Source organism: Pseudomonas sp. LRP2-20, assembly GCF_024349685.1.
In the GTDB taxonomy this organism is placed as follows: Bacteria; Pseudomonadota; Gammaproteobacteria; order Pseudomonadales; family Pseudomonadaceae; genus Aquipseudomonas.
This window is the reverse complement of record NZ_AP025944.1, coordinates 4,679,651-4,704,523: the sequence shown is the minus strand read 5'-3', so window position 1 is coordinate 4,704,523 and position 24,873 is coordinate 4,679,651. Positions and strand designations below refer to the sequence as shown.

24 protein-coding genes are annotated in these 24,873 nt (G+C 64.2%); 18 read left to right on the top strand and 6 right to left on the bottom strand.

Annotated elements, in window-relative coordinates; all coding sequences use genetic code 11:
- Positions 1-39: 39 nt before the first annotated feature.
- The 15 genes from cobO to OCX61_RS21010 all read left to right on the top strand — a co-directional run bounded on the left by cobO (position 40) and on the right by OCX61_RS21010 (position 12,545).
- The gene (gene cobO / locus OCX61_RS21080) at positions 40-651 is read left to right on the top strand and encodes a cob(I)yrinic acid a,c-diamide adenosyltransferase (RefSeq protein ID WP_152954129.1); all 612 of its coding nucleotides are present in this window, start codon (positions 40-42) and stop codon (positions 649-651) included.
- A complete protein-coding gene (locus OCX61_RS21075; protein WP_261941220.1) occupies positions 648-1,943 on the top strand; it encodes a cobyrinic acid a,c-diamide synthase CobB in 1,296 nt (431 codons plus the stop codon). Before cobO ends, OCX61_RS21075 begins: the two co-directional genes overlap by 4 nt.
- Positions 1,940-2,590 carry a 5,6-dimethylbenzimidazole synthase gene (gene bluB, locus OCX61_RS21070; protein WP_261941219.1) on the top strand — a complete coding sequence of 217 codons (651 nt, stop codon included), beginning with the start codon at positions 1,940-1,942 and terminating at the stop codon, positions 2,588-2,590. Before OCX61_RS21075 ends, bluB begins: the two co-directional genes overlap by 4 nt.
- A complete protein-coding gene (gene cbiB, locus OCX61_RS21065; RefSeq protein ID WP_261941218.1) occupies positions 2,587-3,495 on the top strand; it encodes an adenosylcobinamide-phosphate synthase CbiB in 909 nt (302 codons plus the stop codon). The genes bluB and cbiB overlap by 4 nt, the downstream gene beginning before the upstream one ends.
- Positions 3,488-4,480, top strand: a complete 993-nt coding sequence (gene cobD / locus OCX61_RS21060) for a threonine-phosphate decarboxylase CobD (RefSeq protein WP_261941217.1) — start codon at positions 3,488-3,490, stop codon at positions 4,478-4,480. Before cbiB ends, cobD begins: the two co-directional genes overlap by 8 nt.
- The gene (locus tag OCX61_RS21055; protein ID WP_261941216.1) at positions 4,477-5,931 is read left to right on the top strand and encodes a cobyric acid synthase; all 1,455 of its coding nucleotides are present in this window, start codon (positions 4,477-4,479) and stop codon (positions 5,929-5,931) included. The genes cobD and OCX61_RS21055 overlap by 4 nt, the downstream gene beginning before the upstream one ends.
- 1 nt (position 5,932) lies before the next feature.
- Positions 5,933-6,454 carry a bifunctional adenosylcobinamide kinase/adenosylcobinamide-phosphate guanylyltransferase gene (gene cobU / locus OCX61_RS21050; protein ID WP_261941215.1) on the top strand — a complete coding sequence of 174 codons (522 nt, stop codon included), beginning with the start codon at positions 5,933-5,935 and terminating at the stop codon, positions 6,452-6,454.
- Positions 6,451-7,506 carry a nicotinate-nucleotide--dimethylbenzimidazole phosphoribosyltransferase gene (cobT, locus tag OCX61_RS21045; RefSeq protein ID WP_261941214.1) on the top strand — a complete coding sequence of 352 codons (1,056 nt, stop codon included), beginning with the start codon at positions 6,451-6,453 and terminating at the stop codon, positions 7,504-7,506. Before cobU ends, cobT begins: the two co-directional genes overlap by 4 nt.
- A complete protein-coding gene (locus OCX61_RS21040; protein WP_261941213.1) occupies positions 7,503-8,060 on the top strand; it encodes a histidine phosphatase family protein in 558 nt (185 codons plus the stop codon). The genes cobT and OCX61_RS21040 overlap by 4 nt, the downstream gene beginning before the upstream one ends.
- A 1-nt stretch (position 8,061) precedes the next feature.
- Positions 8,062-8,790: an adenosylcobinamide-GDP ribazoletransferase gene (locus tag OCX61_RS21035; protein WP_261941212.1), complete on the top strand. Its 729-nt coding sequence runs from the start codon at positions 8,062-8,064 to the stop codon at positions 8,788-8,790.
- 212 nt (positions 8,791-9,002) lie between these two features.
- On the top strand, positions 9,003-10,115 hold the full coding sequence (locus OCX61_RS21030; RefSeq protein ID WP_510177788.1) for a glycoside hydrolase family 5 protein: 1,113 nt from the start codon (positions 9,003-9,005) through the stop codon (positions 10,113-10,115).
- 42 nt (positions 10,116-10,157) lie between these two features.
- Complete coding sequence (locus tag OCX61_RS21025) at positions 10,158-10,562, top strand: MarR family winged helix-turn-helix transcriptional regulator (protein ID WP_261941210.1); 405 nt, start codon at positions 10,158-10,160, stop codon at positions 10,560-10,562.
- 63 nt (positions 10,563-10,625) lie between these two features.
- Positions 10,626-11,828: an MFS transporter gene (locus OCX61_RS21020; RefSeq protein ID WP_409261116.1), complete on the top strand. Its 1,203-nt coding sequence runs from the start codon at positions 10,626-10,628 to the stop codon at positions 11,826-11,828.
- Positions 11,825-11,947, top strand: a complete 123-nt coding sequence (locus OCX61_RS21015) for a hypothetical protein (RefSeq protein WP_261941209.1) — start codon at positions 11,825-11,827, stop codon at positions 11,945-11,947. Before OCX61_RS21020 ends, OCX61_RS21015 begins: the two co-directional genes overlap by 4 nt.
- Before the next feature lie 46 nt (positions 11,948-11,993).
- Positions 11,994-12,545, top strand: coding sequence for a glutathione peroxidase (locus tag OCX61_RS21010; protein ID WP_261941208.1), 552 nt, complete (start codon positions 11,994-11,996; stop codon positions 12,543-12,545).
- Positions 12,546-13,361: 816 nt separating this feature from the next.
- Here OCX61_RS21010 and OCX61_RS21005 read toward each other — a convergent pair.
- The gene (locus OCX61_RS21005) at positions 13,362-13,622 is read right to left on the bottom strand and encodes a DUF2798 domain-containing protein (RefSeq protein WP_261941207.1); all 261 of its coding nucleotides are present in this window, start codon (positions 13,620-13,622) and stop codon (positions 13,362-13,364) included.
- A gap of 114 nt (positions 13,623-13,736) precedes the next feature.
- On the opposite strand from OCX61_RS21005, the gene OCX61_RS21000 reads away from it, so the two are divergent.
- On the top strand, positions 13,737-14,666 hold the full coding sequence (locus tag OCX61_RS21000) for a LysR family transcriptional regulator (protein ID WP_261941206.1): 930 nt from the start codon (positions 13,737-13,739) through the stop codon (positions 14,664-14,666).
- A 41-nt stretch (positions 14,667-14,707) separates the two neighbouring features.
- Here OCX61_RS21000 and OCX61_RS20995 read toward each other — a convergent pair whose 3' ends face one another.
- The 3 genes from OCX61_RS20995 to OCX61_RS20985 form a co-directional block, all read right to left on the bottom strand.
- Entirely contained in the window at positions 14,708-15,973 is a 1,266-nt protein-coding gene (locus OCX61_RS20995; protein WP_261941205.1) for an OmpP1/FadL family transporter, read from the bottom strand.
- A 146-nt stretch (positions 15,974-16,119) separates the two neighbouring features.
- Positions 16,120-16,602 carry a hypothetical protein gene (locus OCX61_RS20990; RefSeq protein ID WP_085675364.1) on the bottom strand — a complete coding sequence of 161 codons (483 nt, stop codon included), beginning with the start codon at positions 16,600-16,602 and terminating at the stop codon, positions 16,120-16,122.
- A 248-nt stretch (positions 16,603-16,850) separates the two neighbouring features.
- On the bottom strand, positions 16,851-17,075 hold the full coding sequence (locus OCX61_RS20985; RefSeq protein ID WP_012313162.1) for a hypothetical protein: 225 nt from the start codon (positions 17,073-17,075) through the stop codon (positions 16,851-16,853).
- Between the two features lie 958 nt (positions 17,076-18,033).
- Here OCX61_RS20985 and OCX61_RS20980 point away from each other — a divergent pair.
- Both OCX61_RS20980 and OCX61_RS20975 read left to right on the top strand, forming a co-directional pair.
- The gene (locus tag OCX61_RS20980) at positions 18,034-18,393 is read left to right on the top strand and encodes an SEL1-like repeat protein (protein ID WP_261941204.1); all 360 of its coding nucleotides are present in this window, start codon (positions 18,034-18,036) and stop codon (positions 18,391-18,393) included.
- 154 nt (positions 18,394-18,547) lie between these two features.
- On the top strand, positions 18,548-19,921 hold the full coding sequence (locus OCX61_RS20975) for a DNA recombination protein RmuC (protein ID WP_261944349.1): 1,374 nt from the start codon (positions 18,548-18,550) through the stop codon (positions 19,919-19,921).
- Here OCX61_RS20975 and OCX61_RS20970 read toward each other — a convergent pair.
- On the bottom strand, positions 19,893-23,369 hold the full coding sequence (locus OCX61_RS20970) for a hybrid sensor histidine kinase/response regulator (protein WP_261941203.1): 3,477 nt from the start codon (positions 23,367-23,369) through the stop codon (positions 19,893-19,895). The genes OCX61_RS20975 and OCX61_RS20970 overlap by 29 nt on opposite strands.
- Before the next feature lie 280 nt (positions 23,370-23,649).
- Positions 23,650-24,828 carry an MFS transporter gene (locus OCX61_RS20965; protein ID WP_261941202.1) on the bottom strand — a complete coding sequence of 393 codons (1,179 nt, stop codon included), beginning with the start codon at positions 24,826-24,828 and terminating at the stop codon, positions 23,650-23,652.
- Positions 24,829-24,873 lie beyond the last annotated feature (45 nt).

Here is a 24,873-nt window from a genome sequence, read left to right as displayed (position 1 = left end):
GCCGCTGTTCATGTGGTGCCAGCCTGCGGAGAACCCTTCATGAGCGAATCCACCGAACGCGACGAACGCCACCTGGCGCGCATGCAGCGCAAGAAGGCGGTCATCGACGAACGCATCGCCAATTCCCCCAACGAATGCGGGCTGCTGCTGGTGCTCACCGGCAACGGCAAGGGTAAGAGCAGCTCGGCCTTCGGCATGCTCGCCCGGGCCCTGGGCCATGGCATGCAGTGCGGTGTGGTGCAGTTCATCAAGGGCCGCAACAGCACCGGCGAGGAGCTGTTCTTCCGCCGCTTCCCAGAGCAGGTGCGCTACCACGTGATGGGCGAAGGCTTCACCTGGGAGACCCAGGACCGCCAGCGTGACATCGCAGCCGCCGAAGCGGCCTGGGCGGTATCGCGCCAGCTGCTGCAAGACCCGAGCGTGCAGTTCGTGGTACTCGATGAGCTGAACATCGCCCTCAAGCACGGCTACCTCGACCTCGACCAGGTGCTGAGTGACATTCAGGCCCGGCCACCGATGCAGCATGTGATCGTCACCGGTCGCGCAGCCAAGCCTGAAATGATCGAACTGGCCGACACCGTCACCGAGATGGGCATGCTCAAGCACGCCTTCCAGGCCGGTATCCGTGCGCAGAAGGGCGTCGAACTGTGAGTGAAGCGCGCAGTTGCCCGGCGGTGCTGATCGCGGCACCCGCTTCTGGCCAGGGCAAGACCACCGTGACTGCAGCCCTGGCCCGCCTGCACCGCAACCTTGGGCGTAACGTCCGGGTGTTCAAGTGCGGCCCCGATTTCCTCGACCCGATGATCCTTGAGCGGGCCAGTGGCGCGCCGGTGTACCAGCTCGATCTGTGGATGATCGGCGCCGAAGAAAGCCGCCGGCTGCTCTGGCAAGCCGCAGAAGAAGCCGACCTGATCCTGATCGAAGGGGTGATGGGGCTGTTCGATGGCACCCCGTCGAGCGCCGATCTGGCCCGCCACTTCGGCGTGCCGGTGCTGGCGGTGATCGACGGCACGGCCATGGCCCAGACTTTCGGTGCCCTGGCCCTGGGCCTGGCGCGTTACCAGGCCGACCTGCCGTTCGCCGGGGTGCTGGCCAACCGGGTCGGTAGCCTGCGCCACGCGCAACTGCTCGAAGGCAGCCTGACCGAGGGCCTGCGCTGGTATGGCGGGCTGTCACGCGAGCGCGGTATCGAGCTGCCCAGCCGCCACCTGGGGCTGGTCCAGGCTAGCGAACTGAACGACCTGGATGCCCGCCTGGACGCTGCCGCCGAAGCCCTCGGCGCCAGCTGCGATGCCACCTTGCCGCCGCCGGTGGCCTTTGCCGCGCCCGAGCCACAGCCGCGCGCTGCGTCGCTGAGCGGTGTTCGCATTGGTGTGGCGCGTGACGAAGCGTTCGCCTTTACCTACGGCGCCAACCTCGATCTGTTGCGTGATCTGGGCGCACAGCTGGCGTTCTTCTCGCCGCTGCATGATCAGGCGCTGCCGGCCGTGGACAGCCTGTATCTGCCGGGGGGATATCCTGAGCTGCATCACCAGGCGCTGGCTGCCAATACGCCGATGTGCGAAGCGATCCGTGCCCATCATGCCCAGGGCAAGCCGTTGCTGGCCGAGTGCGGCGGCATGCTGTACCTGCTCGATGCACTGACCGATGTCGCTGGCGAGCGTGCCGGACTGCTCGGTCTGCTGCCAGGCGAGGCAACCATGCAGAAGCGCCTGGCGGCCCTGGCCTTGCAGGCCGTGGACTTGCCGGAAGGCACCCTGCGCGGGCATACCTACCACCACTCGCTGACCAGCACCGAGTTGGAGCCGATCGCGCGAGGCCTGAGCCCCAATGGCGGGCGCGGCAACGAAGCGGTGTATCGACTGGGCCGGCTGACTGCCTCTTACGTGCACTTCTACTTCCCGTCCAACCCTGATGCGGCGGCGGCGCTGTTGCGGCCATGAGCGATCACGCCTACAGCGCTGCCGAGCGCGCCGCTATCTACCGCGCAATCGGTGAGCGCCGCGACATGCGCCATTTTGCCGGCGGCACGGTCGCCCCTGAGCTGCTCGGCCGCCTGCTGGCCGCCGCGCATCAGGCGCCGAGTGTCGGCCTGATGCAGCCGTGGCGTTTCATCCGCATCAGCCAGCGCGAGCTGCGTGTGCGTATTCAGGCCTTGGTCGAAGAGGAGCGGGTGCGTACTGCCGACGCGCTGGGCGAGCGCTCTGACGAGTTCATGAAGCTCAAGGTCGAAGGCATCAGCGATTGCGCCGAAGTGCTGGTAGCAGCCCTGATGGACAACCGCGAGTCGCACATCTTCGGCCGCCGCACCTTACCTGAGATGGACCTGGCTTCGCTGGCCTGCGCGATCCAGAACCTGTGGCTGGCCGCCCGTGCCGAGGGGCTGGGGCTGGGCTGGGTCTCGTTGTTCGACCCGCAAGCCCTGGCCGCGCTGCTGGGCATGCCGGCCGGGGCCAAGCCGGTGGCGGTGCTGTGCCTGGGGCCGGTCACCGCGTTCTATGCACAGCCAATGCTGGTACAGGAAAACTGGGCCGAGGAACGCCCCTTGAGTGACATGCTGTTCGAGAACCAATGGGGAGAACGCCCATGAGCGTCGCTTTGCTGACCGTGGCCGGCGTGGCCCTGGACGCGCTGCTGGGTGAGCCGCAACGCCGGCACCCGCTGGTGGGTTTCGGCAACCTGGCGTCGAGCCTGGAGCGCCGCTTGAATGCCGGTGGGCGCGGCTGGCGCAGCCACGGCGTGAGCGCCTGGTTTCTGGCTGTCGTGCCCTTGACCCTGGTGGCGCTGATTCTGTCCTGGCTGCCCTATGTAGGCTGGCTGGTGGACGTGCTGGCGCTGTATTGCGCCCTCGGCTTGCGCAGCCTCGGCGAGCACGTGCTGCCAGTGGCCAACGCCTTGCGCCAGGGTGATCTTGAGCAAGCGCGGCGCCGCGTGGGTTATCTGGTCAGCCGGGAAACCCGCGAGCTGGACGCGCCAGCGGTCGCCCGAGCAGCCACCGAATCGGTGCTGGAGAATGGCAGCGATGCGGTGTTCGCCGCGCTGTTCTGGTTCGTGGTGGCCGGTGCGCCGGGTGTGGTGCTGTACCGCCTGAGCAATACCCTGGACGCCATGTGGGGTTATCGCAACGAACGCTTCGAGCGCTTTGGCTGGTGCGCGGCGCGCATCGACGATGTGCTGAACTATATTCCCGCCAGGCTGGTGGCGTTGACTTACGCACTGCTTGGCAAGACGCGCCTGGCCCTGGCCTGCTGGCGCAAACAGGCGCCACTGTGGGACAGCCCCAACGCCGGGCCGGTGATGGCCTCCGGTGCCGGTGCGCTGGGTGTCGAGCTCGGCGGCCCTGCGGTTTACCACGGCGAGTTGCACGAGCGCCCGCGCCTGGGTGAAGGGCCAATGGCTGATGCCGATGCCATCGAGCGCGGCTGGAACCTGGTGCAGCGTGGCGTATGGCTGTGGCTATTGCTGATCTGCGTGGGGGCCTATCTGAATGCTTGAACACGGTGGCCGCCTGTTGCGGGCGGTACGGCAATACGGGATCGCCCGCGAAGACTGGCTAGATCTGTCTAGCGGCATCGCCCCTTGGCCATACCCGATTCCGTCGATTCCACTGGACGCCTGGGCCCGGCTGCCGGAAGCCGAGGACGGTCTGGAAGACGCCGCGCGGCGCTACTACGGCGTGCCGCAACTGTTGCCGGTGGCAGGTTCACAGGCGGCGATCCAGGCCTTGCCCATGCTGCGCCCGCTTGGGCGCGTTGGCGTGCTGACGCCGTGCTACGCCGAGCACCCGCATGCCTGGCGGCGAGCGGGGCACCAGCTGATCGAACTGGACGAACGCCAGGTCGAGGCGCAGCTCGACCAGCTCGACGTGTTGGTGCTGGTCAATCCGAACAACCCGACCGGGCGGCTCGTGTCGCCTGAGCGGCTGCTGGCCTGGCATGCGCGCCTCGCGCAACGCGGTGGCTGGCTGGTGGTGGACGAAGCGTTCATGGACAACACGCCCGAACACAGTGTGGCGGCTTGCGCCGAGCGCCCAGGGCTGATCGTGCTGCGTTCGTTCGGCAAGTTCTTTGGCCTGGCCGGTGTGCGCCTGGGCTGCGTGGTGGCCGAACTGCCGCTGTTGCAGCGCCTTGCCGAGCTGCTCGGCCCCTGGACAGTCAGTGGCCCGACCCGGGTGCTGGCGCAAGCCTGCTTTGCCGACCACACGGCGCATCGAGCGCAGATCGAGCGCTGCGCCCAGGCCAGTCAACGCCTGGCTACGCTGCTGCAGGCCTGTGGCCTGGCCCCCAGCGGTGGCTGCGACCTGTTCCAGTACGTGCGCAGCGCGTGCGCAGCCCACCTGCATGACTTTCTCGCCCGTCGCGGCATCCTCGTGCGCCTGTTCGAGCAGCCTGCGGCCGTGCGCCTTGGGCTGCCGGCAAATGCCGCAGACGAGCAGCGCCTGGCCCAGGCCTTGGCCGATTATCAGAAGGAAACGGCATGACCACCCTCATGGTGCAGGGCACCACCTCCGATGCCGGCAAGAGCACACTGGTCACCGCCTTGTGCCGCTGGCTGTTGCGTCAGGGCGTCAGTGTGGTGCCGTTCAAGCCTCAGAACATGGCGCTCAACAGCGCCGTCACCGCCGACGGTGGCGAAATCGGCCGCGCCCAGGCGGTACAGGCCCAGGCCTGCCGGCTGGCGCCGCACACCGACATGAACCCGGTCCTGCTCAAGCCCAACAGTGACACGGGCGCCCAGGTGATCATCCAGGGTCGAGCCGTCACCAGCATGAACGCGGTGGCCTATCACGACTACAAGGCCATCGCCATGCAAGCGGTGCTGGCCTCGCACCAGCGCCTCAGCGCGGCCTACCCGGTGGTGATGGTCGAAGGGGCGGGCTCGCCGGCGGAAATCAACCTGCGCGCGGGTGACATCGCCAACATGGGCTTTGCCGAGGCGGTCGACTGCCCGGTGATCCTGGTTGCCGACATCAACCGTGGCGGGGTGTTCGCCCACCTGGTCGGCACCCTCGAGCTGCTTTCGCCGAGCGAGCAGGCGCGGGTCAAGGGCTTTGTCATCAACCGCTTTCGCGGCGACATCGCGCTGCTGCAGCCGGGCCTGGACTGGCTGGAGCAACGCACCGGCAAGCCCGTGCTGGGTGTGTTGCCCTATGTCACCGACCTGCACCTGGAAGCTGAGGATGGCATCGACATCCGCCAGGGCGCCAAGCAGGATCGCCTGCTCAAGGTGATCGTCCCGGTGCTGCCGCGCATCAGCAACCACACCGATTTCGACCCGCTGCGCCTGCACCCGCAGGTCGACCTGCAGTTCATCGGGCCAGGCCAGCCGATCCCGGCTGCCGACCTGATCATCCTGCCCGGCTCGAAAAGCGTGCGCGGCGACCTGGCGCAGCTGTGCGAGCGTGGCTGGGACAAGGCCATCGCGCGGCACCTGCGCTATGGCGGCAAGTTGATCGGTATCTGCGGTGGCCTGCAGATGCTGGGGCGCGAAGTACACGACCCGCTCGGCCTGGAGGGGGCCGCCGGCTCCAGCCCGGGGCTGGGCCTGTTCGATTACGTCACAGTGCTCGAAGCCGACAAGCAACTGCGCAACGTTGCCGGGACCCTTAACCTGGAAGCCGCACCGGTCGCTGGTTATGAAATTCATGCCGGCGTTACCGCAGGCCCTGCGCTGGAGCAGCCTGCCGTGCAGCTTGCCGATGGCCGCTGTGACGGCGCGGTCAGCGCCGATGGCCAGATCCTCGCTACCTACCTCCATGGCCTGTTCGAGGGCAGCCAGTCATGTGCCGCGTTGCTGCGCTGGGCGGGGCTGGAGAACGCGCAGGCCATCGATTACGAAGCCCTGCGCGAACGTGATATCGAGCGCCTGGCCGACCTTGTGGAAACGCATCTGGATACCGCGAAACTGCGAAGCCTGTGTGGAGTCGCCTGACATGCTCAACCTGATCCTCGGCGGCGCCCGTTCGGGCAAGAGCCGCCTGGCTGAACAACTGGCCAGCGACAGCGGCCTGCCCGTCACCTACATCGCCACCAGCAAGCCGCTCGATGGCGAAATGAACGAACGCGTGCGCCTGCACCGTGATCGTCGGCCAGCCGACTGGGGGCTGATCGAGGAGCCCCTGGCGCTGGCCGATGTGTTGCGCGCAGAAGCCGCCGAAGGCCGCTGCCTGCTGGTGGACTGCCTGACCCTGTGGCTGACCAACCTGCTGATGCTCGAAGATCAGCAGCGCCTGGCCGCAGAGCGCGATGCGCTGCTCGACTGCCTGGAACAGTTGCCCGGCACCCTTATTCTGGTCAGCAATGAAACCGGCCTGGGCGTGGTGCCCATGGGCGAGCTGACCCGCCGTTACGTCGACCTGGCCGGCTGGTTGCACCAGGCGGTTGCCGAGCGCTGCCAGCGTGTGGTGCTGACCGTGGCCGGCCTACCTCTCATGCTCAAAGGACCCGCTCTATGAATCAAGCCTGGTGGCGTGATGCCTGCCAACCTCTCGACAACGCCGCCATGGACCAGGCCCGCGCCCGTCAGCAGCAGCTGACCAAACCTGCCGGCTCGCTTGGCCAGCTCGAAGGCCTGGCCGTGCAACTGGCCGGCTTGCAAGGGTGTGAGCGGCCAACCCTGGATCAGGTCGCCATCACGATTTTCGCGGGCGATCACGGTGTGGTCGAGGAGGGCATTTCGGCCTATCCGCAGGCGGTCACCGGGCAGATGCTGCGCAACTTCGTCGGCGGTGGCGCGGCGATCAGTGTGCTGGCGCGCCAACTGCAGGCCAGCCTCGAAGTGGTCGACCTGGGCACCATCGACCCAACGCTGGAACTGCCTGGGGTGCTTCACCTGCGCCTGGGCGCTGGCACTGCGAACTTTGCCCGCCAGCCGGCAATGACCGATGCACAACTGCAGGCTGCCTTGCAGGCTGGCCGTGAAAGTGCCCTGCGAGCGGCGGCCAAGGGGGCGCAACTGTTCATCGGTGGCGAAATGGGCATCGGCAACACCTCTGCCGCTGCCGCCCTGGCCAGCACCTTGCTGGCCTGCCCGGCACGTGAGCTGAGCGGCCCGGGTACCGGCCTGGACAGCGCAGGTGTTCGCCACAAGGCCGAAGTGATCGAGCGCGCCCTGGTGCTGCACGGCCTGCGCGCCGATGCGCCGCTGCAGGCGCTGGCTTGTGTCGGCGGCTTCGAGATCGCCGCGCTGACTGGTGCCTACCTCGCCTGTGCCCAGCAGGGTATCGCGGTGCTGGTGGATGGCTTCATCTGCAGCGTCGCTGCACTGCTGGCGGTGCGCCTCAATCCGCAGAGCCGTGACTGGTTGCTGTTCGCTCATCAGGGCGCGGAGCCTGGGCACAAGACCCTGCTCGCCGCGTTGCAGGCCGAGCCGCTGCTGGCCCTGGGGCTGCGCCTGGGTGAGGGCAGTGGCGCCGCCTTGGCGGTGCCGCTGATACGCCTGGCCTGTGCCCTGCACGGGCAAATGGCAACCTTCGCCGAAGCGGCGGTGGCGGATCGCCCGGCATGATCCTCGACCTGCTGCGCCACGGTGAAACCGAACTGGGCGGCGGCCTGCGCGGCAGCCTGGACGATGCCTTGACCGACAAGGGCTGGGGCCAGATGCGTGAAGCCCTGGTAGGTGCTGGCCCCTGGGATGTGCTGGTCAGCTCGCCGTTGCAGCGCTGTGCGCGCTTTGCCGCGCAGCTGGGCATGCCGGTACAGCTCGAAGCTGACCTGCAAGAGCTGCATTTCGGCGAGTGGGAAGGTCGCAGTGCCTTGCAGATCATGCAGATGCAGGCTGACGAGCTGGGGCGTTTCTGGGCCGATCCTTACAGTTACACACCGCCTGCAGGGGAGCCTGTCGCAGCCTTCGCCGAGCGTGTGCTGGCCGCCATCGGCCGCTTGCGCCAGCAGCATGCCGGCAAGCGCGTGCTGCTGGTCACCCATGGCGGCGTCATGCGCCTGCTGCTGGCACGTGCCCGTGGGTTGCCCAGGGAGCAGTTGCTGCAGGTCGAGGTCGGCCATGGCGCGCTGATGCGCCTGGCGGTGGATGAACATGGCGCGCTGCTCGAGGTGCTTTGACATGCTGCCGTTCTGGATTGCCTTGCAGTTTCTCAGCAGCTTGCCGGTGCGGTTACCGGGGATGCCGGAGCCTCGGGAGATGGGGCGTTCGCTGCTTTGCTATCCGCTGGTGGGCGTACTGTTCGGCCTGTTGCTGTGGCTGGCCAGCCACTTGCTGCAAGGTGTCGCGGCGCCGTTGCACGCGGCCTTGCTGCTGGCATTGTGGGTGCTGCTCAGTGGCGCGCTGCATCTGGATGGCCTGGCCGACAGTGCCGATGCCTGGCTGGGCGGCTTCGGTGACCGCGAGCGCACGCTGCAGATCATGAAGGATCCGCGCAGCGGGCCGATTGCCGTGGTTACTCTGGTGCTGGTGTTGCTGCTGAAGTTCTGTGCCTTGTGGGTGCTGGTCGAACAGGGTACGGGCATTGCATTGCTGCTGGCACCAGTGGTGGGGCGAGCGGCGATGCTCGGGTTGTTTCTCGGTACCCCCTACGTGCGCCGCGGGGGCCTGGGGCAGGCGCTGGCCGAGCACTTGCCGCGGCGTGCGGCCGGCTGGGTTTTGCTCGCCAGCGGGCTGTTGTGTGTGCTGTTGGGCGGCATGCGCGCGATATTGCCGATGCTGGCGGCGTTCGCCGTGTTCATCGGGTTGCGCCGGTTGATGTGCAAGCGCCTGGGGGGAACCACGGGTGATACGGCAGGGGCGATGCTGGAGCTTCTTGAACTTACGGTGTTATTGGGATTGGCGGTTTAGGAATACTCCTACAATACGCGGTGAGTTTTCCATTGCTTTAACCTAGTTGTGAATTTTCTGCAATTTTCTGCAAATGTTCGGCAACTGACGTAGTTCTCGCATTTTTCTAAGCTCGCGGTTTCTCCTTCATTGCCAAGGCATAGAGCATGCGAGCTTTCCTGATGGCCCTCTTGCTGGCCACCGCCAGTGGCCCCCTTGCGGCAGCCGATCTGATCGACTTCTGGGGCATCCCGCGCCATGGCGGCAATAGTTTCAACCGCTTGCCACCGGACCAGTCCTATTTCGATGCGTTGCGAGGCTATGGCGCGAGCTGGGTGCGGCTGTCCTATGACAAGTGGAAGCCGGCGCAGCGTGATTTCCTGTTGGGCAGTGCGGACCACTACGAGCAAATCCCCGCGGCCGATCTCAAGCAGTTGCGCGATGCCCTCGATCGCGCGCACAGGGCAGGGCTCAAGGTGGTCATTGCACCGCTATCGCTACCTGGCATGCGCTGGTCGCAGAACAACCAGGGGCAGTTCGATGACCGTCTGTGGCAAGGCAACGGTTACGCCCAGCAAGCGGCGCGCTTTTGGCGAGACCTGGCCCAGGCGCTGAAAGACCACCCTGCCATCGCCGCCTACAACCTGGTCAACGAGCCTGCCCCCGAGAAATTTGGCGGCCTGGCCGAACATGCGTCGGCTGAGCGCATGCAGCAATGGTACGCACTGCAGCGGGGTGGGGCGCGTGACCTGCCCGCGCTCTACACGCAATTGATAGCCGCGATTCGCGAAGTGGATGCCAGGACCCCGGTCATGGTCGATGCGGGTTGGTACGCCAGCGCCGACGCCTTCGGCTATTGGCAGGCGCCATTGCAGGATGACCGCGTGCTGTACAGCGTGCACATGTACGAGCCCTATTCGGCCACCAGTGCGCCGAACCTGTTGCGCAAAGACCCCATCCTTTACCCGGGCCCGGCGCCGTTCGGTGGTGAGGTCCAGCAGTGGGATGCCGAACGGGTGCGGCAATACCTGAACTTGCCGTTGGCCTGGATGGCGCGCATGAAGCTGCCGCCTTCCCGGCTGGTCGTTGGCGAGTTCGGGTGCATGCGCCGGTTGCCTGGTTGCAGCGAATATCTGGAGGATGTGCTTTCGGTCATGGATCGTCATCGCCTGCACTGGGCGTTCTACAGCTTCCGTGAAGACAACTGGGATGGCATGGACTACGAACTGGGATCGGCCAAGGTGCCATGGCGTTACTGGCAAGCAATCGAGCAAGGCACTCCCGACCCGCTGGCGCGCAAGGCCACGGCGGAATTCGAGCCGATTCGGCGTCGGTTGGCAGACTGAAATTTCTTGCAACAACCCTGGTGCGGGTATATACACGTATCCATGTTGACCAGTGAATGCATCTGCACCCACCTGCGTCGCGCCGCCCGAGGGGTGAGCCGGCGCTACGACGAGGCCCTTGCCGGCTTCGGCATCAATGTCGCCCAGTTTTCCCTGTTGCGCCACCTGCAGCGGCTCGATCGCCCCAGTATCACCACGCTGGCCGAGGCCATGGGGCTGGAGCGCAGCACCTTGGGCCGCAACTTGCGGGTGCTGGAGGCTGAAGGCTTGGTAGCGCTGGCTGACGGCGATGACCAGCGCAACCGCGTGGTGTTGCTGACCGAGGCGGGCGCGGCTCGCTTGCACGCGGCCCATCCAGCCTGGGAGCAGGCGCAGTTGATGCTGGTCGAGCAGCTGGGCGAAGGGCAGCGTGACGAGCTTGTGCGTTTGCTGGAGCGGCTTGCCTGATTCATTACGACTAAAAGCGGGTATATACCCGTACAACCTTGCGATGTGCTGGAGATAACGACAATGACATCGGTGTGGCGAACCAGCGGGTGGGTACTTGTGGGGGCTGCGTTGATCCTGGCGCTGTCCTTGGGTGTACGGCATGGTTTCGGCCTGTTCCTGGCGCCGATGAGCGCGGATTTTGGCTGGGGCCGCGAAGTGTTTGCCTTTGCCATCGCCCTGCAGAACCTGATCTGGGGGTTGGCGCAGCCGTTTGCCGGTGCCCTGGCCGACCGCCTTGGCGCCGCGCGGGTGGTGATTATCGGCGGCATACTCTATGCCGCTGGCTTGCTGCTGATGAGCACCGCCGATTCGGCCTGGTCACTGTCGCTCAGCGCTGGCCTGTTGATCGGTATCGGTCTGTCAGGCACCTCATTCTCGGTCATCCTCGGTGTGGTCGGCCGTGCCGTCCCGGCGGAAAAACGCAGCATGGCCATGGGCATCGCCAGCGCTGCCGGTTCCTTCGGCCAGTTCGCAATGCTCCCCGGAACCCTCGGCCTGATCGAATGGCTCGGTTGGTCGTCGGCGCTGTTGGTGCTTGGCTTGCTGGTGGCGTTGATCGTGCCCTTTGTCGGCCTGCTGCGTGACCGGCCGCTGTCCAGTCATGGTGCGGAGCAGACGTTGGGCCAGGCCCTGCGCGAGGCGTGCTCGCACTCCGGTTTCTGGCTGCTTGCCTTGGGCTTCTTCGTCTGCGGTTTCCAGGTGGTATTCATTGGCGTGCATCTGCCTGCTTACCTGGTCGACCAGCATCTGCCCGCGACCACTGGCACCACGGTGCTGGCACTGGTCGGGTTGTTCAATATCGTCGGAACCTATACCGCTGGCTGGCTGGGAGGGCGCATGTCCAAGCCGCGCCTGCTCACCGCGCTGTATTTGCTGCGTGCTGTAGTGATCGTACTGTTCCTGTGGGCGCCGGTGACTCAGGTCAGTGCCTACCTGTTTGGTATTGCCATGGGCCTGCTGTGGCTTTCCACCGTGCCTTTGACCAATGGCACCGTGGCAACGGTATTTGGCGTGCGCAACCTGTCGATGCTGGGTGGCATCGTCTTCCTGTTCCACCAGCTGGGTGCATTCCTGGGTGGCTGGTTGGGTGGTGTGGTGTACGACCAGACCGGCAACTATGACCTGGTCTGGCAGATTTCGATTCTGCTCAGCCTGCTGGCTGCCGCGCTCAACTGGCCGGTACGTGAACGCCCGGTCGCCCGTTTGCAGGCGCAAGCAGCATGAACCGCTTCCTGGTCCGCGGGCTGTTGCTGGCGGCCGTGGCGGTGTTGCTGGCATTGGTATGGTGGGGCTGGCAGCGGGGCGGGTTGGCGTTGATGCAGCTGGGCATGAGCGTTTGTTAAGCGCTACCCTGCAAGTTCAAGGATTGTCTTGCAGGAGGTATGAACAATGCGTGCTCATTGGTTGACGATGCCGTTGCTGGCGCTGCTGGCTGTCAGTTCCAGCTGGGCTGCCGATTGCCCGGCGCTGTTGCAGGGCAGCTTGCCCGAATTGCGTGGCAAGGAGCAGGTCGACTTGTGCCAGCGCTTTGCCGGCAAGCCGCTGGTGGTGGTCAACACTGCCAGCTATTGCGGTTTTGCGCCGCAGTTCGAGGGGCTGGAGGCGACCTACAAGGAGTATCACGAGCAGGGCCTGGAGATGCTTGGTGTCCCATCCAACGATTTCAAGCAGGAAGACGCCGATAGCGAGAAGACGGCCAAGGTCTGTTACGCCAACTACGGTGTGACCTTCACCATGACCAAGACCCAGGCGGTGCGCGGCAAGGATGCGATACCGCTGTTTGCCGAGCTGGCGCAGCAGAGCAGTGCGCCAAAGTGGAATTTCTACAAGTACGTGGTGGATCGCAAGGGCAAGGTGATCGGCAACTTCTCGAGCCTGACCAAGCCCGATGATCCCGCCTTCAGGGCCGCTATCGAGAAAGCGATAGCTTCACACCCATAGTACCGTCGGCTTTTCGCTTTTCGCTTTTCGCTTTTCGCTTTTGCTCTGCTTTTGCTTCTAAGCGCGCGATAGTTCAGGCGACGCAGAGTGCGACTTCAGGAGGCCGAACGCAGGCGTCTGGAGGGCCAGGGTGCGCAGCACCCCTTCGGCGTAGCCGAAGGCGCGAGATGTAGACTTGCGCAGCAAGTCGTAGGCCGCGCGGGCCCGGAAGGCGCCGGAGTGAGGGGACCCCGGAGCGCAGCGTAGGGGCCGGATGATGGGAGCGGGGGTTTTTGCCTACTTTTTGCCCAGTCAAAAAGTAGGTCGCCGTAAAGGCGAAAAGGTGATTCAGCGCCACCATGGCGACTGTATGTAAACCTGATTTGAAAGCCCACTTTTTAAAGCCAAAAGCGAAAAGCTCACACGCGGTGGTTTTGATTGTTCCGAGTACATTCATTTGCGATGGCGACGCACAGTCACCTTTCCGCCCTTACGGCGGGTCACTTTTTGTCAAACGCGACAAAAAGTAACCAAAAAACGCTGGCTCCTATCATCCGGCCCCTGCGCTGCGCTCCGGGGTTCCCTCACTCCGGCCTTGCTCCCGGGAGGACCGCGCTGAACGGCCCATCCTGGGCCGCAGCGCTTGACGGGCATCCATGCCCGTCACCTCCCTCCGCAAGACCTGCGTTCGGCCTCCTGAAGTCGCATTCGGCGTTTGCTGAACTACCGCGCGCTTAGAAGCAAAAACAGAGCAAAAGCAGAGCAAAAGCAGAGCAAAAGCAGAGCAAAAGCAGAGCAAAAGCAGAGCAAAAGCAGAGCGAGAGCCAGGCAGGGCGGTTAGTGTGGGTGCACTGTAATTGCCACCAGTTTTAGCACCACCGGCCTCACCATCAGTACGCATACGAATGCCACTGGCATCGCCAGCTGATAAGCCTTCAGCACATTGTTCAGATACTCTGGGTTCACCCCGGCATTCGCCGCTGTGATCACGAAGCACATCAGCAGCGCCATGATCGAAGACATGTAGAACGCGAACACATATGGCGTAGCGCGTGGGCCTAGTTTGCGCCGGCTGCGCGTGTGGGACAGATTGCTCATGCGATCTCCTGAAGGTTGGCTGAGGGCGCAGGTTAGCAATGCCCCAGCCCGCGGCTGTAGACCATCGGGATTGAGTTCTTTATAAAGAGATTCTTACGAATCCAAGAGCCTGCCATGGATCTGCTCAACGCCATCCGCAGCTTCGTCAAGGTGGTCGAAGCCGGCAGCATTGCCGCTGGCGCCCGCAATCTCGGCCTCAGCCCGGCGGCGGTCAGCCAGAACCTGGCGCGCCTTGAAGGGCACCTGCACGTGCGCCTGCTCAGCCGTACCACCCGCAGCATGGCCCTCACGCCTGCCGGTGCCCAGTACTATGAACGGGTCAGGCACATCGAGCGCGACCTGGCCCTTGCCGAACAAGCGATCACCACGCCCGACAGTGAGCCCCAGGGGCGGCTGTGCATCGCCTCGACGTCTGCATTCGGTCGCCACGTCCTGGCACCGCTGATCCCGGCCTTCAGTGCCCGCTATCCGCTGCTTTCGATAGAGTTGATAACGACTGATCGCAAGGTCAATCACGCCCGCGAAGACGTCGACGTCAGCCTGCGCATCCCCCCGCAACTGGAAGACCAGCTACTGGCGCGGCACATCGCCCGAATCCCGTTCATCTGCTGCGCGTCACCGGGTTACATCGCCAGCAGCGGTCTACCGACCGCGCCAGAGGTGCTGCGTGATCACCGCTGCCTGGTGTTCCGTTACCCGGTGGACGGCCGATTCCTGCGTTGGGGGTTCGTGCGCGACGGCATGCGCTTCGAGGCGGAGTTTGGCACTGTATTGATCAGCGACGACATCGATGCCCTGACCCAGATGGCCCTCAATGATGGCGGAATCACCCGGTTGGCCGAGTTCATCGTCAGGCCACATCTGGCCTCGGGGGCGCTGGTGCCGCTGTTCGAATACAGCGGCAGCGGCCAGGCATATGCCCAGACCGAGCCGATGGATATCTACCTGTGCGTGGCCGACCGTTTCGCCATGACCGCTAAAGTGCGCGCATTCATGGACTACCTGCGCGATGCCTTGGGCGATACCTGGCAGGTCCGGGCATGAAAAAACCGCCACGAGGGCGGTTTTCTTGAGGCAGGTACGAATCAGAAACGGTAGGTGAGGGAAGCACCGATACCGTGAGCGCTGTTCTCGTACTTGGCCTGGTAACGGCCCTTGGTCGGGCTGGCCAGGTTGACCTTGGTGTCCTCTTCCCACAGGTAGGAGTAGGCCACGTCGATGGTCATGTCGTCGGTTGGGCTGTAACCGGCACCAATGCTGATTGCCTTGCGATCACCCGTAGGGATGCGCGGCGAGCGGTCGGTGTTGTTGGTTGGCGACTGGTCGACGGAGAAGCCGGTACGCAGCACCCACTCCTTGTTGACCTTGTAGGACGCGCCAATGGCGTGCGCCCAGGTGTCGTGCCAGTTCTGCTCCTCGCTGATGGTGCCGAACTGAGCGGCCAGCGGTGCCGGGACTTCGTTGTTGACGGTTATGTCTTTCAGGCGGCTCCAGCGGGTCCAGGTGCTGCCTGCGTACAAGGTCCACTGGTCGTCCAGCTCGTGGGTAACCGAGAAGTCCACCGACTCTGGGGTCTTGATCTTCAGGGTGGCGTCGAACTTGCTGCCGCTGAACGGCCCGATCAGGGCGTTGTTGATCTTGGTATTGCCTTCGAGCTTGTAGTCGACCATCGAATGGTAGGTCAGACCCAGGCGAGTGCGATCGGTGGCCTGAACCAGGATACCGACGTTGTAGCCGACGGCAGTGTCGTCGCCCTTGATCTTCACTTCGCCATCATTGACGCCAGGAGAGCGCGGGTTGATGGTGTTCGACCCCAGTTCGCCCTTGATCTTGTTGATGGTTGGGCCAAAACCGATCGAAACCACGTCGTTGAAGGCGTAGCTGACGGTTGGCTGGAAGGTGATGACCTCGACGTGGCTCTTCTTGCCCCAGTAGCGTGCGGCGTCGCCGCTGCCGTAGTCGGTTACCAGGCCGAACGGTACGTAGACACCGAAGCCGACGCTCCAGTGCTCATCGAGCGGCTTGACGTAGTAGCCCATCGGTACCCCTACCGTTGGCACCATGTCACCGTCGGTTTCGCCTGGCAGCGGGCTGCTGCCTGGGCCCGAGATGTCGGTCTTGGCGATGACGGCTGCGCCCCCCACGGTCACTTGCTGGCGCTTCAGGCGGGACATGCCGGCAGGGTTGCCATAAACCGTGCTGGCATCTTCGGCAGCGGAAGAACGACCCGCGAAACCTGTCCCCATGCCGCTGATGCTTTGTTCGTTGAGGGCGAAGCCGGCAGCGAACAGTTGGCTGGAAGCGAGAGCAACGGCTACGCCGAGGGAGGTTTTGAGCATTGCTTTTTTCATTATTAGAAACTCCTTGGGATCTCCGGGGCGAAAAGCTACCAACAAATCACGCGCCGCGCTATAGGCTGAATCACGGGAGATAGAGCGGTTTTGTAGGACAATCCGACCAAAATTCCCTTTTTTCCGGTATTGATGTAGGACGCTTCTTAAGACGCCTGTGGCAATTTCTGCTCAACACACAATTGCCAGGCTTGGGTGAAGTCGCGAAGGCGACCTTGAGGGTGGAAAATCTGCCGCCAGATACGTGCCAGGCCGAGCAGGTCGTCAGCCGCTGGCAAGGGCGTGGATTGCTCTTCGATGAGCATCCAGGCGATGGCGGTGGAGTAGCGCAGGTTCACCGTCAGCTCCAGGTGCGGCCCGCCGAGGAAGGCGTGCTGGCTTGCCAGGCCGCGGACCAGGCTGGCCAGTTCCGGGTCGCGGGCAAGAAAGTGGTCCCAGACGGCCTGGTGGCGGCTTTCGCCAATGCGGTAGAGGCCGTGGCCACGGCGGTCGTGCAAGGCTGAACCGAGTGCCGATTGGCTGGCCGCAATACCGAGCAGAAGGGCCTCGGCGCTGGCGCAATGACGATTCAGATAGACCAGGGTTGGTCGGATCACATACTGACACAATTCATTCGCCGCGATACCCATGATGCCCTCGAGCAGTAAAGGGCCGACGGGCGCTGGAGCTTGGCAGCTGGTGATTGGTCAGGCCCGCCGGAAGCGGTAAGGACCGCTCGAGTTGAAGTGTAGTGTGATAATCGTGGTGTAAAGGGCTGTTTTTAAATCGATTGCTGCCTGCTTCCCGGCGCTATATGCCCTGCGGCAATTAGGCCAAGAACGATCAGGCAGCTCGCGGCAGGTGCCATTCAGGCCTTGAATGCCACGATATTCGCCACTCACGCGGTGAGCGATTGGCGCGTGCGGGCGATCACTGCCTGCAGCGGTTCCGAGCGGCTGTACTGTTCGGGGTACAGGCGTTCGGTGTGGCAGGCGACGCCGTGTTCGTCCACCAGGGTGAAACTGAAGTTGCCCTTGCGTGGGGCAGTGATCAGGCACTTCAACGGCGAGAAGGCCTGGGAGAGGGTGCCAATGGCAGCCTGAATTTGATGATGAGTTTGCATATTGTTTGGATGTTCCTGCTTTAAACACGGGGTTTATGATCCGTGCATGATAGAAACGTTCCAGTGACGCCTTTATTAAGGGACGAACGAACCTGACTGGAACAGGGCAGCCAGAGAGAGCGCAATCAATGTGTGGGCGCTGGGGCTGACTGGTAGGTACTTCAGAAGGCAGGCAGCACGCCGGGGCCAAGGTTCTAGGCCATCGGGGTGGAATCCTGATCAATCTTCCGTTTGATTCGTGCTTGAACAGCGCTGGGCTGGCGAGGGAATCATCGAGTGGGCCGGTCCTGGTTTCAGCAGCGATCGTTCGGGAGAGCGAGTGGGCTGCAAGGACGCTTTTGGCCAGAATTGACTTTCAGCTTGGGTACTAACGGAGCGAACCTTACCGAAAATGTGCGGGCTTTGCAAGCGTTGTACATTTCTTGAGGCGAGCCGCGCAGTATGGCGCGTCTTTGTTCTGATGTGAAGAGGGGGCAACTGGCCTCCAACCGGCCCGATGTGCCAATTTCGTGCATCCAAACGCAGGCTTTCGGTGCACTTGTTCACATTCGAGGCGTGACTTGTAACAGCTCGGCAACAGCCCCGTTCGGGCTCGCCAATGACTTGACTGGCACCTTAAGTCAATGAAAAAAAACACTAATTTTAGCTGGTGAAAAAATCGTCAGTTTGACTGTAGGCCCCATTTCACGGGGCTTTGAGGGCTCATTGAAGGGGTTGTCCACCGAGTTATCCACAGGAACTGTGGATTGTCCCGAGCGCTTGCTCTAGGACGGGCGTGCCAGCAATTCAAAGAACTGTCCGACAATCGACAGGCATCAGCCGACCAGCCAGTCACCCACTCGAAAACGTCAAGAAAAAATCATCGAAAAAAAATTTCAATGCTCCGGAAATCGACAGGTCATGCACGAAAAAAAGGAGTAGAGTGGCGCGCCTTTCGAGTTGCCATTCTTGTTCGGTCATGAAGTTTCGCGGTAAATCCCTCGCCAGCCCCGCTGTTGCCTCACCAGCCCCTTCGCCCAAACGCTTTTCCCTGAAAGTGGCCCTCTGGTTGCTCGACAGCCCGCGCCTGGGTGACAAGCAGCAGGTCAAGCACATCGCCGGGCACTTGCTCAAGCAGCCCGCGCGCGAAGGCGTGGTGGTGGCGCAGAGCCGCTTGGGGCAGATGCTCTGCCGCGAATGCGGCAATGCCAGGGACCGTCGCATCGGTCATGAACTGCTGCGCCAGGCGGCGCGGGCCGGGGACCGGCGCGCGCAGCTGGAGTATGCGCGGCTGTTCCCGGCCGATGTGCCGGAACAGGCGCCCGACCCAGCAGACTGATAAGCTGCACACAACTCGCAATAGTGTGATCGGGGTAAGCATGGCAGTGGATCTGACCAGCATTCTGCTGGGCTTGGTGGCAGGGGCCTTGCCTTGCCTGGGTTGGCTCATGCAGGTGCAGCGCCGCCAGGGCGCGCGTCAGGGCGAGCAGGCCCTGCTCGAAGAGCGCCTGGGCAGCGCGCAACTGGCTCTGGCCGGCCTGCAGGCGCAACTTGATGCCAGCCGCGACGAGGTCAGCGACCTCAGCGAAGCCAACACCGTCAAGCAGACCCAACTGGCCGCCCAGGGTCGTGAACTGGAGCTGCTGCAGATCGACCGCGACAACGCCCGTGATGCCGCCCACGCCTGGCACCTCGAACGCGCCACTCGTGAAGCCGAACTGCGTCGTCTGGAGGCCCAGACTGCGCGTCTGGAGGCCGAACTGCGAGAGCAACAGGACAGTCATCAGCAGCGCCTGGAAGACCTCCAGGAGGCCCGTGACACCTTGCGCGCCCAGTTCGCCGACCTGGCCACGAAAATCTTCGACGAGCGTGAGCAGCGCTTCGCCCAGACCAGCCAGCAGCATCTGGGCCAGTTGCTCGATCCGCTCAAGGAGCGCATCCAGGCCTTCGAGAAGCGCGTCGAGGAAAGCTACCAGCAGGAAGCCCGCGAGCGCTTCTCGTTGGGCAAGGAGCTGGAGCGCCTGCAGCAACTCAACCTGCGCCTGTCCGACGAGGCCACCAACCTCACCCAGGCACTCAAGGGCCAGAAAACCCAGGGCAACTGGGGCGAGCTGATTCTCGAGCGGGTGCTGGAACATGCCGGCCTGGAGAAAGGCCGCGAGTACCAGACCCAGGTCAGCCTGAAGAGCGCCGATGGCGAGCGCTTCCAGCCTGATGTGCTGATCATGCTGCCCGGTGACAAGCAGGTGGTGGTCGATGCCAAGGTCAGCCTTACCGCCTACCAGCAATTTGTCGGCAGCAACGACGACGCCGCACTCAAGCAGCACGTGCAATCGCTGCGCAACCACGTCAAAGGCCTGTCGAGCAAGGACTACAACCGCCTCGAAGGCTTGCACAGCCTGGATTTCGTGCTGCTGTTCGTGCCCATCGAGGCGGCCTTCTCGGCGGCCTTGCAGGCCGAGCCAAACCTGTTCCAGGAAGCCTTCGACCGGCACATCGTGATTGTCAGCCCGACCACCTTGCTGGCCACCCTGCGGGTCATCGACAGCCTGTGGAAGCAGGAGCGCCAAGGCCAGAATGCCCGCGAGATCGCCGAGCGCGCCGGGTGGCTGTACGACAAGTTCGTGCTGTTCATCCAGGACCTGGACGAACTGGGCAACCGCCTGCAACAGGTCGACAAGGCCTACGCCGCAGCGCGCAACAAACTGTGTGAAGGGCGCGGCAACCTGGTCAGCCGCAGCGAGCAGCTCAAGCTGCTCGGGGCACGCGCCAGCAAGAGCCTGCCGGCCGAGCTGCTAGAGCGAGCCCTTTCGGACGAAGCACTGGCCGACGAGGCGGTTACTGAACCAGGCTCAGATGGCGATTGAGCAGGGCGCGCAAGGCTGCCGGCTTCACCGGTTTGGCTAGGTAATCCAGGCCTGCGGCATGCACGGTGGCCAAGGTTTCCTTGCTGCCGTCGGCACTGATCACCACACCGGGCACCGGCTCGCCCAGGCGCGTCCGTAGCCAGCCCATCAGCCCGGTGCCGGTATCGCCGTCGTCCAGGTGGAAGTCCACCAGCGCCAGGTGCGGGCGCATGCCCTTGGCCAGCAGCGCTTCGCATTCGGCGCGGTTGCGTGCGGTCCAGACCTGGCAGCCCCAGCGGCTGAGCAGGCTGTTCATGCCGATCAGGATGCTGTCTTCGTTGTCCACGCACAGCACCTGCAACCCGGCCAGTGGCTGGCTCGTCGTTTCCACCGGGGCGCTCGGCGCCACTGCGGCCTGCTGGGCAATTGGTACATTGACGCGGAATACCGTGCCCTTGCCGGGCCACGAGCGCACTTCCAGCTTGTGGCCGAGCACCCGGCACAAGCCGTCGGCGATCGCCAGGCCCAGGCCGAGGCCTTTTTCGGCGCGGGTCTGGTGGCTGTCCAGGCGCTTGAACTCCTGGAAAATCACCTGCAGCTTGTCGTCGGCAATACCCGGGCCACGGTCCCATACCTCCAGCCACAGATGATCCCCCTGGCGGCGCACCCCCAGCAGGATCGGGCTCTTGCCATAGCGCAGGGCATTGGTGAGGAAGTTCTGCAGCACCCGGCGCAGCAGTTTCATGTCGCTGTCGACCCGCAGGCGGCTGCCGCGCAGGCGGAACTCCAGGCCCTTTTCGGCTGCCAGCACCTTGAACTCGGCGCCTAGGGTGTCGAACAGTTCGTTGAGGGCGAAGGGTTTGGCGTCGGGGGTGATCTTGCCGTTTTCCAGGCGCGAGATGTCCAGCAGGTCGCTGATCAGCTCTTCGGCCGAGCGCAGCGAGCTGTCCATGTGCTGCACCAGTTGCTGGGCCTCTTCGTTCATGCCTTCGGCCTGTTGCGACAGGGCGGCGGAGAACAGCCGCGCGGCGTTCAGCGGCTGCATCAGGTCATGGCTGACCGCAGCGAGGAAACGGGTCTTGGACTTGCTCACCGCTTCGGCCTGGCTCTTGGCTTCCGAGAGTGCCTGGTTGAGCTGCGACAACTCATGGGTACGTTCGGCCACGCGCTGCTCCAGCCTTTCGTTGGCGTCACGCAGCGCCTGCTCGGCTTCGCGGAACGGCGTGATGTCGGTGAAACTCATGACGAAGCCGCCACCGGGCATCGGGTTGCCGATCAGCTCGATCACCCGGCCGTTGGGGAACAGCCGCTCGGAAGAGTGCGCGCGCCCCTGGCGCATCCAGTGCAGGCGCCGCGCCACGTGAACTTGCGCCTCACCCGGGCCGCACAGGCCGCGCTCGGCGTTGTAGCGGATGATGTCGGCGATCGGCCGGCCAACGCTGATCAGCCCGTCGGGGTAGTTGAACAGCTCCAGGTAACGGCGGTTCCAGGCCACCAGGTGCAGGTTCTGGTCGACCACGCTGATGCCCTGGTTGATGTTCTCGATGGCACCCTGCAGCAGGGCGCGGTTGAACTGCAGCACCTCGCTGGCTTCGTCGGCGATGCGCACCACGTCCTCGAGCTGCATGTCGCGGCCCTCGATGGCGGCCTTGACCACGGCGCGGGTCGAAGAGCTGCCGAGCACCCCGGCGAGCAGGCGCTCGGTGTGTTCGATCCAGTCGCCGTCGGCGTTCTGGTTGGGGTTGAAGCCTTTGCCTTGGCGGTAGGCAAAGCGAATGAAACTCTGCCGTGCGCGTTCTTCACCAACGAAGCGCGAGGCCAGGTTGAGCAGGTCATCGATCTGCACCGCCAGCAATGGTTTGCTGCTGGGCCGGGCGCTGGTCTGCTGGCCGATGAAGCGGCCTGCCTGCCAGTGTTCCGACACGCGGGTGCGCGACAGCATCGACACCCACACGAACAAGGTGAAGTTGCCCGCCAGCGACAGCACCACGCCCTGGGTCAACGGGCTGATCGGCAGGTCGAGCGGGTTGCCGTGCAGCCAGGCCAGGCCCGGGAACAGCCCGAGCGACAGGCCCAGGCTATGGGCGATGATCGGCAGCACCAGGGTGTAGAACCACAGGAAGATGCCCGCCGCCAGGCCGGCGAACACGCCGCGGCGGTTGGCCTGCTTCCAGTACAGCGCGCCGAGCATGGCCGGGGTCAGCTGGGTGACGGCGGCAAAGGCAATCTGGCCGATGGTCGCCAGGCTCGCGGTGGAGCCGAGCAGGCGGTAGCTGACATAGGCCAGCAGCAGGATCACCACGATGGTTACCCGGCGCACCGACAGCATCCAGTGGCGGAATGCCTCGAACGGCCGCTCAGCGTTGGTGCGGCGCAGCAGCCACGGCAGCAGCATGTCGTTGGAGACCATGGTCGACAGCGCCACGGCCTCGACGATGACCATGCCGGTGGCGGCCGAAGCACCGCCGATGAAAGCCAGGAGGGCCAGGCTCGGGTGCGCCTCGGCCAGCGGCAGGCTGATGACGAAGGAATCGGAAATCACCGTTCCTGGCAGCAGCATCTGCCCGGCCAGGGCGATCGGCACCACGAACAGCGCGGCCAGCGCCAGGTACAACGGGAATACCCAGCGCGCCAGGCGCATGTCCTGGGGTTCGATGTTTTCCACCACGGTGACGTGGAACTGCCGCGGCAGGCAGATGATCGCCATCATCGCCACGGCGGTCTGCACCACCATCGACGGCCAGTTGATGGTTTCCTGCCAGTAGCTGTCCAGCTGCACCGACTGGCGCGCCTGGGTCAACAGGTCGTCGAAGCCATCGTACAGGTTGAACACCACGAACACGCCCACGGCGAGGAACGCCAGCAGCTTGATCAGTGACTCGAAGGCGATGGCCAGGACCATGCCACGGTGGTGCTCGGTGACGTCCAGGCTGCGTGTGCCGAAGACGATGGCGAACAGCGCCAGCACCAGCGACACCACCAGCGCGGTGTCCTGCACGCGGGTACCGGTGGCGTCGGCATTGGCGCCGATCAGCAGGTTGACGCCGAGCACGATGCCTTTGAGCTGCAGGGCGATGTAAGGCAGCACGCCGACCAGGCAGATCAGCGCCACCACTACCGCCAGGGACTGCGACTTGCCGTAGCGCGCGGCGATGAAGTCGGCGATCGAGGTGATGTTCTGCTGCTTGCTGATCAGCACCATCTTCTGCAGCACCCAGGGCGCGAAGATCAGCAGCAGGATCGGCCCGAGGTAGATCGGCAGGAACGCCCAAAGCTGTTCGGCGGCCTGGCCGACCGCGCCGAAGAACGTCCAACTGGTGCAGTACACTGCCAGCGACAGGCTGTACACCCACGCACGCAGACGCGGCGGCAACGGTGTGCTGCGGCGGTCGCCGTAGAAGGCGATGGCGAACATGACGGCCATATAGGCCAGGGCGACCACGGCGATCAGCCCGCTGGACAACGACATGAAAACTCCGGAGCAAAAAGGATAACGCGGTCCCGATCAATCAGTCTGGCACGCGGGCGGCGCTTCGTCAGCGCAGACGATGGTCGCAGCGGCGAGTCGTCGCAGGGTCAGCGTTTGCCTGTACTGGCCTCTTCGCGGGACAAGCCCGCTCCCACAGGGATCGCGCCAGATTCTAGAAATTGAGCAAGACAGTTGCTCCCACAGGAAACTACCGTGCTCAAGAGCTGCAGCGAACCTGTGGGAGCGGGCTTGTCCCGCGAAGAGGCCAGTAGTGACAACCTCAACCTCTGCGGGTGCCCAGCCAGTAAAACACCCCTGCCAGTATCACCGACATCACCAGCAGGTAGAAGATCACCCCCGGCCACCACCGACCCAGGGCAAAGCCCACCATCACCGGCCCCAGTGCCGCCCCGAGGTTGGACAGGTTCTGCGCCCCGTAATACACCCCGCGCAGGTGTTCCGGGGCGATCAGGTCGATGAACATGTACTCGGCGGGTATGACGATGATCTCACCAAGGGTGAACACCAGCATCGCCAGGCACCAGGCCATTACCGACCCGGCCATGGCGAAACCCAGCAATCCGGCAATGAACAACGCCATGCCGGCCAGCAGCCAGGGCATCAGCTGCTGGCGGCTGATGCGCCGGCCAATCAGGTACTGCAGGGCGATCACCGTGACCGCGTTGGTGGTCACCAGGTAGCCGACCAGCCGTGCCGCTTCGCTGGCGCTGCTGGTCACCACCAGGTACTGCGACAGGTAGGCGGTGAACTGGCCGAACACCACCGCGCTCAGCACGCCCCCCAGGGTAAAGCACACCAACCGGCGGTCGCGCGCCAGCCCCAGAGCCACCTGGGCGAACCCGGCACTTTGCTGCTCCTGGGCGCTGGCCTGCAGCCCACGGTCGCCGAGCCGCCAGTAAGCCAGGCACATGCCCAGGCCGGTCAGCGCCGAGGCGATGAAGGGCAGGTGGTCATCGAACTCGAGCATGGCGACGCCGAGCATCGGCCCGACGGCGTAACCGATATTGCTCAGGGTGTACTTGATGGCGAACACCTCGGCCCGCTGCGCCACGGGCAGCAGCGCGCAGAAGCCGGCCTTGGCGGCAATGTCGACCACGGCCAGGGCCAGGTTGATCAGCACCAGGCAGAGGAAAAACAGCAACGCCGATCGGCTGGCAATGGCGGCCACGAAGGCCATTGCAAACACCAGCGTGCTGGCGCTGACCAGGGTGTGATTGCGCACGGTGTCGACCAGGTGCCCGCCGTACAGGCTCAACAGCGAGGCAACGATCAGCGCGCCACCGATCAGCAGGCCGATCTGGCCGACCGCAAGCTGGAAGTTCTCGGCCAGGTAGACCACCAGGTAGGGCAGGGTGATGGCTCGCGCCACGGTGAGGGTGAAAGTGGTGGCCAGCAGCAGGCGGACGCTGGTGGGGTAGCCTTTGAGGGCGGCGAGCATTGCCACGTCCTTGTTGTGGGTGTTTCCGAAGCCTGAGGATATGTG

Excerpts from the sequence above, each read along its gene's own strand:
- OCX61_RS21010 (WP_261941208.1), top strand. The coding sequence starts at position 11,994 with ATGCGTGCTCATTGGTTGACGATGCCGTTGCTGGCGCTGCTGGCTGTC.
- cbiB (WP_261941218.1), top strand. The coding sequence starts at position 2,587 with ATGAGCGTCGCTTTGCTGACCGTGGCCGGCGTGGCCCTGGACGCGCTG.
- OCX61_RS21000 (WP_261941206.1), top strand. The coding sequence starts at position 13,737 with ATGGATCTGCTCAACGCCATCCGCAGCTTCGTCAAGGTGGTCGAAGCC.
- OCX61_RS21005 (WP_261941207.1), bottom strand. The coding sequence starts at position 13,622 with ATGAGCAATCTGTCCCACACGCGCAGCCGGCGCAAACTAGGCCCACGC.
- OCX61_RS21035 (WP_261941212.1), top strand. The coding sequence starts at position 8,062 with ATGCTGCCGTTCTGGATTGCCTTGCAGTTTCTCAGCAGCTTGCCGGTG.
- OCX61_RS21015 (WP_261941209.1), top strand. The coding sequence starts at position 11,825 with ATGAACCGCTTCCTGGTCCGCGGGCTGTTGCTGGCGGCCGTGGCGGTG.
- cobD (WP_261941217.1), top strand. The coding sequence starts at position 3,488 with ATGCTTGAACACGGTGGCCGCCTGTTGCGGGCGGTACGGCAATACGGG.
- OCX61_RS21040 (WP_261941213.1), top strand. The coding sequence starts at position 7,503 with ATGATCCTCGACCTGCTGCGCCACGGTGAAACCGAACTGGGCGGCGGC.
- OCX61_RS20980 (WP_261941204.1), top strand. The coding sequence starts at position 18,034 with ATGAAGTTTCGCGGTAAATCCCTCGCCAGCCCCGCTGTTGCCTCACCA.
- OCX61_RS20965 (WP_261941202.1), bottom strand. The coding sequence starts at position 24,828 with ATGCTCGCCGCCCTCAAAGGCTACCCCACCAGCGTCCGCCTGCTGCTG.
- OCX61_RS21055 (WP_261941216.1), top strand. The coding sequence starts at position 4,477 with ATGACCACCCTCATGGTGCAGGGCACCACCTCCGATGCCGGCAAGAGC.
- OCX61_RS21025 (WP_261941210.1), top strand. The coding sequence starts at position 10,158 with ATGTTGACCAGTGAATGCATCTGCACCCACCTGCGTCGCGCCGCCCGA.
- OCX61_RS20990 (WP_085675364.1), bottom strand. The coding sequence starts at position 16,602 with ATGGGTATCGCGGCGAATGAATTGTGTCAGTATGTGATCCGACCAACC.
- bluB (WP_261941219.1), top strand. The coding sequence starts at position 1,940 with ATGAGCGATCACGCCTACAGCGCTGCCGAGCGCGCCGCTATCTACCGC.
- OCX61_RS20985 (WP_012313162.1), bottom strand. The coding sequence starts at position 17,075 with ATGCAAACTCATCATCAAATTCAGGCTGCCATTGGCACCCTCTCCCAG.
- OCX61_RS20970 (WP_261941203.1), bottom strand. The coding sequence starts at position 23,369 with ATGTCGTTGTCCAGCGGGCTGATCGCCGTGGTCGCCCTGGCCTATATG.
- cobO (WP_152954129.1), top strand. The coding sequence starts at position 40 with ATGAGCGAATCCACCGAACGCGACGAACGCCACCTGGCGCGCATGCAG.
- OCX61_RS20995 (WP_261941205.1), bottom strand. The coding sequence starts at position 15,973 with ATGAAAAAAGCAATGCTCAAAACCTCCCTCGGCGTAGCCGTTGCTCTC.
- cobU (WP_261941215.1), top strand. The coding sequence starts at position 5,933 with ATGCTCAACCTGATCCTCGGCGGCGCCCGTTCGGGCAAGAGCCGCCTG.
- OCX61_RS21020 (WP_409261116.1), top strand. The coding sequence starts at position 10,626 with ATGACATCGGTGTGGCGAACCAGCGGGTGGGTACTTGTGGGGGCTGCG.
- cobT (WP_261941214.1), top strand. The coding sequence starts at position 6,451 with ATGAATCAAGCCTGGTGGCGTGATGCCTGCCAACCTCTCGACAACGCC.